This is a genomic window from Marinagarivorans sp. (assembly GCF_982758155.1).
Window position 1 is genome coordinate 1 of the sequence record NZ_CEXWTU010000181.1, and the last position, 10,415, is coordinate 10,415.

Here is a 10,415-nt window from a genome sequence, read left to right on the forward strand (position 1 = left end):
AAGGGCCAGATAGTAAAACCCCGCCGAGTGGGCGGGTTTTTGATGTTGGCGCATCCGGAGGGATTCGAACCCCCGACCAAGTGGTTCGAAGCCACCTACTCTATCCAGCTGAGCTACGGATGCAGAAAATCTAGAGACCGGATTCTACTGTGCTAATTGGAGTTCGTCTAGATGGCATCGTCGTTTAACTGCGAACGCGGGCGTAACCGTGGCCAGCATTGGCGATTAAGCCGCTTAACTCCATGGTTAATAGACTGGCCATGAGTTCGCCGGCGGGCAGTTGTGTGCGCTCGGCAATGGTATCAAAAGGCACGGGGTCGAAGCCGATGTGGTCCAATATCAGCCTTTCGCTGGCACTTTCGGTACCGGTGAGCTGAAGCGGTACCTGCTCTTGAATATGCTGGGTAACGGTTTCTGATTGCTTGAGTGCGAGCATGCCTTGTAGCTCGTTAATAATATCGTCTACGTTTTCGACCAATGTTGCCCCATCTTTGATAAGCGAGTGGCAGCCACGGCTGAGTGGGTTTTGAATCGATCCGGGAATGGCAAAGACCTCACGGTTTTGTTGCAGTGCGTAGCGTGCGGTAATGAGTGAGCCACTTTTGATAGCAGCCTCGACCACCAATACCCCACAGGATAACCCGCTGATAATGCGATTACGCTGTGGGAAGTTACTGGGCAAGGCGCTAGTGCCAATCGGGAATTCACTGATAATGGCCCCGCCTTCGGCAACGATTTGCTCGGCAAGGTGGACATGGCGGGCAGGGTAGATTTGATCAACCCCTGTGCCAAGTACTGCGAGTGTGCGGCCTTGCGCTTTTAAGGCGCCTTGATGAGCGGCAATATCGACACCTAGGGCTAAGCCACTGGTGATGGTGAAGCCTGCCGCGGCCAGCCCGTGGCCGAAAGTTTGCGCATTGCTACGCCCGCCGGCACTTGGGCTGCGGCTACCGACGATGGCGATTTGCGGCAAGTTGAGCAGTGTTGGGTCGCCCCAAACGTAGAGCAGTGGTGGCGCGCGCTTTATGTCGCGCAGCAATGGCGGATAGTTGTCGTTGTCGACATCAATAATGTGAATGTGTCGCTCTTCAAGCCATTGCTGATTAGCCCTAATTTTGCGAATCGTTGGGTGGTTTTCGCCGGTGCTTTGGATTTCGACTAGCCAGTTAACTGCATCTTCATGCAATATTTTGCGAAGCTGTTCGGTGGGGGCGGCAAAGGCGTGAGTTAAGTTTTTATAGTGGTCGTGCAGGCGCCAATAAGCGGCCACACCGGTTTGTGGGAGTTGTTGCAGCAACATCCGTTGTTCTGTGGGGGTAAGGTGCATGCTTCCTTGCGCTCCATACAAAAACAGCGGCTTAAAAGCCGCTGTTTACGCTGTGTGATACAGCTATATTTTAATGATCTAGGCTTAGGGGTTTTTAACTTTGTCTTTGGTTGAAAGCGGACGTTCTGCTTCCAAAACCAAGCCCAGGCTTAGCTTTTCAAAGGTACGGAATACCATGAGTAGACCGGCACGTTCATCGGGAAGCTTAACCATATCGCCTTTGATACGGTCACGAACTTCGCCGCCGCGCTTGTAAATGGCCATCACGTTGCCAATTTTTATGCCTTCGCGCTGACCGCGGTTAAGGACTACCACGCTCATTTTACCCACTTGGTTTACGCCGCCTTCTACGGCGATGATTTCACCGTCTACATCAACGTCGGGCGCCGATGGGTAGAACGTGGACTCAATCGTGCGCTCTTCGTCTTCTAGCAAGCGGTCGCCAATGCGAACTTCTTGGGTTGAGCGTGTAAGTGCGAGTGTTGCAACGCTGTCGTCGAGTGCGCGCATGCGGCCAGAGCCGATATCGGTGGCTTCAACGCCTAAGACTTCACCGGTTTGTGGGTCTTTATAGGTTTGGCCTTTGCGGTAAATACCGTAAGCGGCAATGCTTGCGTCGAAGTCGCCGCGTGCGTAAACGCGATCGCCTTCACCGGTAAGCAAGCGTTTGTTCTCGCCAGATACCACGTATGGCGCGACTTCAAGCTGACCATTGTCGACAACGCGACTGCGTGATAAAAAGTTATTAATGCGGTCTAGGGGAATCGAAGCAATAGCTTCGCGCTCATCAACAACGCGCATTTGTGGTGATAGCTTTACAACGCGATCAATGACGATGCGCGGTTTGCCGTCTAAGTAAATAAGACGAACAATATCACCAGGATAGATAAGGTGCGGGTTTTCAATTTGGGGGTTAACGTGCCAAATTTCCGGCCACATCCAAGGTGTATTGAGGAATGTATTGGAAATATCCCAAAGGGTGTCGCCTTTGACTACCTTGTGTTGATCTGGGTAATCGGCGCGTAATTGGACTTCATCAGCATGGACCTGAGTCGCTAGTACGACAGCGCCAAGTAATCCCAAGATGCGTTTTTTCATATTATTGTTCCCGTCAGTGTCGGCCCTTGGACGTTTTAACCGTTATAATAGTCTACTGCTCAGGGGTTGACAGCCTGGTGTTACAGGCCCACATTGCCCACAAACTATCCTGTGCGCGCTATGTTAACAGCGCGCTTTACCTTTTTACTAGAGGTTTGTCACAAAGGCTAATGGCACAGTTAGAGATACTTACATTCCCAGATCCGCGCCTGCGCAAGATTGCAGCCCCCGTTGAAACCGTAGACGATCCTATACGTCAAATTGTAGACGATATGTTCGAAACCATGTATGCCGCTCCGGGTGTTGGTTTAGCGGCAACGCAGGTAGATATCCACGAGCAAATTATTGTTATTGATGTTTCTGAAAAGCAAAATGAGCCTCTCGTTTTCATTAATCCTAGCATTGAAGTGCTCGATGGTGAAAAAGAAAACTACGATGAAGGTTGTTTAAGTGTGCCCGGTTTCTACGAAAGTGTCGAGAGGCCGCTTCACGTAAGGGTTACGGCGTTGGATAAAACCGGTAAAAAATTCACACAAACACCCGATGGCTTGCTCGGTGTGTGCATTCAGCACGAGATGGACCACCTTAACGGCAAGCTTTTTGTGGATTACTTGTCCAACCTTAAGCGCAATCGTATTCGCGGGAAATTGCAGAAGCAAGCTAAGCACGGGTAAAGGGCGGGGAAATAATATTTCATCCACTCAGGCTTGATGTCTACATCCTTTCCTTCGTGCTTAAAGCGTTGCATACCTCGGTAACTGCTCCTGCGTTATCCTAATCTGCCACATCCGTGTGGCGGTGCAATGTCTAATAAGGGGCTCCTGCCCCGATGCGTTACCCTAATGACCTATATCCGTATAGTCCCAGGCATGCAGCGCTTTAAGCGCCATTTTAAACAGAGGTTTTACCATTACTTCCCAAAACGACGCTATGTCTACCGACAAGCCCCTACGTATTATTTTTGCGGGTACGCCAGATTTTGCCGCCCTACATCTTCAGGCGTTATTAGATAGCCGCCACACGCTGGTTGCAGTTTATACGCAGCCAGATCGCCCTGCTGGCCGTGGTAAAAAGCTGCAAGCTAGCCCCGTGAAGCAAGTTGCTGTGGCGGCGGAGATCCCCGTTTTTCAGCCTCCAAGCCTTAAACAACCTGAAGAGCAGCAAGCGCTAGCGGCGCACGATGCGGATATCATGATTGTGGTGGCTTATGGTTTGTTGCTGCCGCAAGCCGTGCTCGATGCCCCGCGTTACGGGTGCTTGAATGTGCATGGCTCGATTTTACCGCGCTGGCGGGGCGCTGCACCGATTCAGCGATCCATCGAAGCGGGTGATACCGAAACCGGCATAACGATTATGCAAATGGATATTGGCTTGGATACGGGCGATATGCTGTACAAAGTTGCTTGTCCTATTGCCGCTGAAGAAACGGCGGGTAGTTTGCACGATAAGTTAGCGGCACTAGGGCCAGCGGCTTTGCTGGCGACGCTAGACCAGCTTTGTGCGGGTAAGCTCCAGCCCGAAGTGCAAGATAGCGCGTTGGCTAACTATGCTCACAAGCTTAGCAAGGAAGAGGGCGCCATCGACTGGCAACAAAGTACCGCCACTATTTTGCGAAAAATACGCGCCTATAATCCCTTTCCTGTGGCGTATGCCTTATTGGGCGGGGAGCGCGTTCGGCTTTTTACTGCCTACGAAAGCCATGAACATCACGCAGTGGCGGCAGGGGAAATTATTAGCCATGCCGAACATTCGCTGCATATCGCGACAGTTGATGGCGCTATTGCGGTTAACTTACTGCAAATGCCGGGGAAAAAAGCGATGCCCGCCCGCGATTTACTCAACGGGATGGCAGATAAACTCGCGTTGGGTATTCAATTTGATGGGGCAACAACCGCTTGAATACACCGATAGAAAAAAAGCCAATGGATACACGAATAGCGGCCGCTAGAGTACTCACGGCCGTTTTGCGAAAAGGGCAGTCGCTGACGCAGGCCTTAAATAGCTTTAGCGCTGAAGTGGTCGATCGCGATCAGGGTTTGCTGCAAGAGCTATGCTTTGGTGTGGCACGTTATGCGCCGCGTTACGAAGTGGTGGCGGAGCATTTGCTAAGTTCGCCCATCAAGGTGAAAGAAACCGAAATTAAAGCGCTGTTGTTTTTGGGCTTTTACCAGCTGGAGCATACTCGTATACCGGACCACGCTGCGATTAACTCGGTGGTGGAGGCCAGTAAAAAGCTTAAAAAGAATTGGGCGACAGGTTTGTTGAATGGTGTTTTGCGGCGCTTTAATCGCGAGCGCTTAGAGCCCAGTACCGACCCAGAGCTAATGGTGCCTTATGCCGAGGACAATCAATATCTATACGCCCACCCGCAATGGCTCATTAATATGTTGCGCAAAGCGTGGCCGGATAGTTGGCAAACAATTCTTACCGCTAACAACCAGCACCCGCCGTTAACATTACGCATTAACCAGCAAAAAATTACCCGAGCTGATTATGCGGCGCAGTTTGATCATGCTCACCACTTGAATGCGTACAGCCAGCAAGCACTTACGTTGATTAAGGCGGCTGATGTCACTACCTTTCCGGGATACAGTGAAGGTTGGTTTGCGGTACAGGATGAAGCTGCACAGATGTGCACAGGTTTACTCGATTTAGCGCCGTCACAAAGAGTATTGGATGCCTGCTGTGCCCCAGGCGGTAAAACGTGCCATATTCTTGAGCACGAACCGGCGTTGGCAGAGCTTGTGGCATTGGATGTGGATGCCCAACGTATGGAGCGCGTCGGCCAAAACTTAACGCGCTTAGGGCTTAATGCTACGCTCAAAGTGGCGGATGCTGGCGATACTGCCGCATGGTGGGATGGCCAGCAGTTCGACCGTATATTATTGGATGCCCCTTGTTCGGCAACTGGCGTTATTCGCCGCCACCCCGATATTAAATTACTGCGGCGTGCCGATGATATTGCCCAGTTGGCGGAACTGCAGCAACAGTTACTGGCGGCATTGTGGCCTACACTGGCACCCGGTGGACGGTTACTGTATGCGACTTGCTCGGTATTGCCGCGTGAGAATGAAAAAAGTGTGCAGAAATTCTTAGCCGCAACGCCAGATGCTCAACATATTCCTATTGTGGATGTTGACTGGGGTGTCGAGCGACCTTTTGGGCGACAACTGTTCCCGCAAGAAAATGGGCACGATGGTTTCTATTATTGTATTTTAAGTAAATCAAACGCGGTATAACGACCACGCGGCTTAATCGCGTGACTAAACTGGGTAAAACGAAACGCCATGAGCGATAACTCCCAATGAAAATTATCATTTTGGGTGCGGGACAGGTTGGAGGCACATTGGCTTCTAACCTCGCCAGCGAAGCCAACGACATTACAATTGTCGATAAAAACGAAAACTACCTGCGCGACCTGCGCGACCATCTCGATATTCGGGTAGTGGTTGGGCATGCGTCACATCCCGAGGTATTGCTGCGGGCAGGCATTGAGGATGCGGACTTATTAATTGCCGTCACCAGTGATGACGAAATCAATATGGTGGCCTGTCAAATCGCGCACAGTCTTTTTCACACGCCCACCAAAATTGCACGGGTGCGCTCGCAGGAGTATGCACAGTACCCCGGTTTATTCTGCAATGAAGCGATGCCGGTGGATGTCATTATCTCGCCAGAGCAAATTGTATCGCAGCATATTATTCGCCTAGTTGAACAGCCGGGGGCTTTGCAGGTTCTGGATTTTGCCCAGGGTAAAGTTCAGTTAGTTGCTGTGCGGGCCTATTACGGTGGGCCGCTGGTGGGGCAAGAGCTACGTTTTTTACGTAAACACATGCCCAATGTTGATACCCGCGTTGCCGCGATTTACCGCCGTAACCGCGCGATTACGCCTACGGGCTCTACAGTGATCGAAGCGGATGACGAAGTATTTTTTATTGCGGCGCGCGCCGATATTCGCGCTGTAATGAGCGAGCTACGAAGGCTCGATCGCCCTTACAAGCGCTTAGTGATTGCGGGCGGCGGCAATATTGGTTTTAGCTTGGCTAAAAACCTAGAGAAACGTTACTCCATTAAAATTATTGAATACAACGCCGAGCGCGCAAAATTTTTATCGGCAGAGCTCAATAAAACCATCGTATTAGAAGGCAGTGCGTCTGACCGTAATTTATTGGTCGAGGAAAACATTGAAGATTGCGATGTTTTCTTGGCTGTCACTAACTCGGACGAGGCCAATATCATGTCCTCTATGCTGGCTAAGCGTTTAGGGGCTGGTAAAGTGCTTACGCTGATTGCCAATGCGGCCTATGTGGATTTAGTGCAAGGTGGGGAAATTGATATTGCCATTTCCCCACAGCAGGCGACTATTGGTAGCTTGTTAACCCATGTACGCCGCGGTGATATTGTAAACGTTCACTCCCTGCGGCGCGGTGCTGCCGAAGCCATTGAAGTTATTGCGCATGGCGATAAAAAAAGTTCGAAAGTCGTCGGCCGTGCGGTAGAGGATATTGATTTACCCGAGGGTGCAACCATTGGCGCCATCGTACGAGAAACGCAAAGTGATGACGGCAAAGTAAAACACGATGTACTCATTGCCCATGACGACACCATGATTGAGTCCGGCGATCATGTGATTGTATTCTTGGTAGATAAGCGTTTTACGCCCGATATTGAGCGTTTGTTCCAAGTCGGGTTTACATTTTTTTAGCCCTGCACCAGCATTTTGACGCGGTGGATTTACACCGAATAAGGTAAGAGCGCATGCGCCTTTCGATCATCTCAAAAGTTTTAGGCGTGCTACTGATGCTATTCAGTCTCACGTTGATACCGCCTACCTTCGTTTCTTTGTGGTATCACGATAAAAGCCATTTGAGTTTTTTGATGGCGTTTTTTATTACCTTGATCACGGGCTTAGTACTGTGGTTTCCCACATATAAAATGCGGCAAGAGCTACGCACCCGCGACGGTTTTTTAGTAACCGCTTTATTCTGGGCAGTACTGGCATTGTTTGGTGCTTTACCCTTTATTTTTTCGCCCGCCACCGAGTTAAGTTTTACCGATGCCGTTTTTGAAGCACTATCCGGTTTAACCACCACCGGTGCGACGGTCATTGTTGGTCTCGATTACTTGCCGCAATCCCTGCTTTATTATCGCCAGCAGCTTCAATGGTTAGGCGGCATTGGTATTATTGTTATCGCTGTTGCGGTGCTACCCATGCTGGGTATTGGTGGCATGCAGCTATATCGGGCCGAAACACCCGGCCCCGTAAAAGACAGTAAGTTAACCCCGCGTATTACCGAAACCGCAAAAGCACTTTTCGTCATTTACTTAACCTTAACCGTTACCTGTGCGTTAGCGTATTGGGCGGCAGGCATGAGTTTATTTGATGCCATTGGGCATGCTTATGCCACTGTGGCTATTGGTGGATTTTCTACCCACGATGCCAGCATGGGCTTTTTTAATAGTGAAGCCATTTATTGGGTTGCTATTGTTTTTATGATTCTATCGGGCATTAACTTTGCGTTGCATTTTACGGCATGGCGGGAGCGCTCGATTAAAAGTTACTGGCAAGATCCTGAGTGTCGATTTTATTTAAATATGATTATTCTGGGGTTGGTTATTACAGTGGGTTACCTGTATTACACCAACACCTACAATGCGAGTAGTAGCTTATTAGTTGGTAGTTTTGAATTAGTCTCAATTCTCACGACAACGGGTTTTGGCGTGGCCGACTTCACGGTATGGCCAACCTTTCTTCCTTACCTTATTTTTATGTTTGCCTTTATGGGGGGGTGTGCAGGCTCGACCGGCGGTGGCATGAAGATGATCCGTATTATGCTCATCTTCAAACAAGGGGTTCGCGAAATTAATCGCCTAATACACCCCAACGCCATTATCCCGATTAAGGTGGGAAGTAAAACAGTTTCTGATCGTGTTGTTGAAGCGGTTTGGGGGTTCTTTGCTGTTTACGTGATTTGTTATGTCGCCATGATGCTTGTTTTGTTGGCCACAGGCCTTGATGTGACTACGGCATTTACCGCGGTAGGGGCGTGCATTAATAACCTAGGCCCTGGCCTGGGTGATGTGGCAGCCAATTACAGCACCGTAAATACACCGGCAAAATGGGTTTTGTGTTTTGCAATGTTGCTAGGGCGGCTTGAGGTATTTACCTTACTGGTTTTATTCTCGCCGATGTTTTGGCGCGGTTAGGGGCGAGGCAATAATAGTTTGTCCAATTAGACGAAGGCGCCTGTTTTCTCAGCAAGGCGCTCGAAGGGGCGCATGCCGGGGCATGTAACGCTTTGGGCAACGCAGTTGAGGAAGTCGGAGGCAAGTATTATTGGATAAAGTATTTTTTCCTCGGCCCTTAATAGCGCTTTTGCTTATTTGTGGTTATAGCTTACAAAAGTGCTCATAAAAAGCCATGCCTTTGACGGGGGTTTTATAGCAATTGCCTTCCTTGACCAGCAGCGTCATTTCGCCAGAGGGAATATCTTTCACGACAACAGAGTCGTGTGAGTCCTCAATGATTTCAAAGGTGTAGACCGTCTTCCCACCGTTAACCCTGACTACCTTCGTATTGCAGTTACTGTATTCAACAATAGCCTTGCCAAAAACCTTAGCGAGTTTCAATTTTTCACTATTGCTAATTCGGCTACCGTACATCTCGCCAAGGGTTTTTTTCTTGTGAGATTTCCAGGTGCCTTCAAGTGTGCAGGCATCCGTGGGAGCGCTTAGTATCAGCGAGATGGTTATGGCTAACAGCTTCATATCGCCTCCGCTCATTATTACTTGAGCAATGCCTGCAGACAGGATCGCTTTAATAACTCAAATCACAGTGATTGAGTTGAGTAATAACAATTAATAAGGTGTGGCTTTACTTCATTCTTAAGCGTAGGTAATTAAGCCTCAATCATCACGAACAATACGACCAGTGGTATATCTTCCGTTATGAACCCCTCCGCAGGGGCGTTTAGCTTGAATTATGAGTTTTCCTACCGTGAAAGAGTCGCGCGTAGCCTAAAAACCGTAGTTGAGTGTCGAAAAGATGCGTGCTCACCTTATTGGTGATAAGCCATTTTTATCGCGCGTTAGATGCGCGAAAGGGATGCGTAGACTTTGATGGTTCAACTGAGATTTTTAGGTTTAATTAAAACCTATCTATTGATTGTCCTCCAAGCGATACTCATCATTGTTTTCAATTGACTCTTTTTTATGCGAGAAAGCTCAGGTTACAATAACGCTTAGGTTTACTACAGTTGATCTTTCATTGACGATATAAATGTCACGAGTAATGAGTAGGTCGGCTGAGAAAAGAAAAAATAAATAGTGTGGGCGTTATTCGTAGGGTAGAAATTAAAAGGTTTAGGCGGCGCTTTAATATTTGTAGCGGGTCTATTTTAGTGATATCACAGTAGCTTGGAGTAAGAGTGAACATTTATTATAAGATATTCGAGCATAACGCTGAGCATGAGGTTGATGGCGATTTGTTGGACTGCGCGTTAATTGAAGGTAAAAGCCTGCTGGGGTTTAGTGAGTTAATATTTTTAGCTGAAAATAAAGATGAATTATGTCGTCAGGGTTCCAAAATTTGGAAGCTAAAAAATAGTGAAATCGCTGATTTAATCACGCCTTTACCTAAAAAAGTGAAGGCAGATAGTGGGTTGTCTATTACATTTCATACCGCAGAAACTTATCGTAGTGCCGCCACTAAGCCGGTCGATACTCATTATGTATTTATTCCTGTATTGAGTGAATGCTTATTAACATTAGCGGGTGAGTCTGGATGTTGCGAAGCCGCTATCGGGATTGTAGAAGAAAATTGCCCGAACACTTGGCCAGGGCTTGCCGCCTATTTTAAGCAACATCAGTGTGAGGTGTTTTAATACGCTGGGTATAAATTTTATCGAGTCTAAGGGGCGTGCATGAAATAAGTTTCTGGAATTTGGTTTTGTGGGTGCACGCTTGGCGAGGCGAAAATATGGCGTAATAG

General features: G+C 48.7%; 9 protein-coding genes and 1 tRNA gene. 6 read left to right on the forward strand and 4 right to left on the reverse strand.

The features are described from left to right. Nucleotides 1–46: 46 nt before the first annotated feature. From AC3A8L_RS16105 to AC3A8L_RS16115, 3 genes are all read right to left on the reverse strand, one after another. Nucleotides 47–123, reverse strand: a tRNA-Arg gene (locus tag AC3A8L_RS16105). 61 nt (nucleotides 124–184) lie between these two features. After that, nucleotides 185–1,327, reverse strand: a complete 1,143-nt coding sequence (gene dprA, locus AC3A8L_RS16110; RefSeq protein WP_487963296.1) for a DNA-processing protein DprA — start codon at nucleotides 1,325–1,327, stop codon at nucleotides 185–187. An 84-nt stretch (nucleotides 1,328–1,411) separates the two neighbouring features. Further along, nucleotides 1,412–2,425 (reverse strand): LysM peptidoglycan-binding domain-containing protein, encoded by a 1,014-nt coding sequence (locus tag AC3A8L_RS16115; protein WP_487963297.1) that lies wholly within the window; start codon nucleotides 2,423–2,425, stop codon nucleotides 1,412–1,414. A gap of 170 nt (nucleotides 2,426–2,595) precedes the next feature. On the opposite strand from AC3A8L_RS16115, the gene def reads away from it, so the two are divergent. The 5 genes from def (at nucleotide 2,596) to AC3A8L_RS16140 (ending at nucleotide 8,632) form a co-directional block, all read left to right on the forward strand. Continuing rightward, nucleotides 2,596–3,099: a peptide deformylase gene (gene def, locus AC3A8L_RS16120; RefSeq protein WP_487963298.1), complete on the forward strand. Its 504-nt coding sequence runs from the start codon at nucleotides 2,596–2,598 to the stop codon at nucleotides 3,097–3,099. A 256-nt stretch (nucleotides 3,100–3,355) separates the two neighbouring features. Further along, nucleotides 3,356–4,324: a methionyl-tRNA formyltransferase gene (gene fmt / locus AC3A8L_RS16125; RefSeq protein WP_487963299.1), complete on the forward strand. Its 969-nt coding sequence runs from the start codon at nucleotides 3,356–3,358 to the stop codon at nucleotides 4,322–4,324. Nucleotides 4,325–4,347: 23 nt separating this feature from the next. Next, the gene (gene rsmB, locus AC3A8L_RS16130) at nucleotides 4,348–5,664 is read left to right on the forward strand and encodes a 16S rRNA (cytosine(967)-C(5))-methyltransferase RsmB (protein ID WP_487963300.1); all 1,317 of its coding nucleotides are present in this window, start codon (nucleotides 4,348–4,350) and stop codon (nucleotides 5,662–5,664) included. 65 nt (nucleotides 5,665–5,729) lie between these two features. Beyond that, entirely contained in the window at nucleotides 5,730–7,130 is a 1,401-nt protein-coding gene (gene trkA / locus AC3A8L_RS16135) for a Trk system potassium transporter TrkA (protein ID WP_487963301.1), read from the forward strand. 53 nt (nucleotides 7,131–7,183) lie between these two features. Beyond that, nucleotides 7,184–8,632, forward strand: a complete 1,449-nt coding sequence (locus tag AC3A8L_RS16140; RefSeq protein ID WP_487963302.1) for a TrkH family potassium uptake protein — start codon at nucleotides 7,184–7,186, stop codon at nucleotides 8,630–8,632. Nucleotides 8,633–8,815: 183 nt separating this feature from the next. On the opposite strand, the gene AC3A8L_RS16145 is transcribed toward AC3A8L_RS16140, so the two are convergent. After that, the gene (locus AC3A8L_RS16145) at nucleotides 8,816–9,193 is read right to left on the reverse strand and encodes a hypothetical protein (protein ID WP_487963303.1); all 378 of its coding nucleotides are present in this window, start codon (nucleotides 9,191–9,193) and stop codon (nucleotides 8,816–8,818) included. A 659-nt stretch (nucleotides 9,194–9,852) separates the two neighbouring features. Between AC3A8L_RS16145 and AC3A8L_RS16150 the strand changes: the two genes are divergently transcribed. After that, on the forward strand, nucleotides 9,853–10,308 hold the full coding sequence (locus tag AC3A8L_RS16150; protein ID WP_487963304.1) for a hypothetical protein: 456 nt from the start codon (nucleotides 9,853–9,855) through the stop codon (nucleotides 10,306–10,308). Nucleotides 10,309–10,415 lie beyond the last annotated feature (107 nt).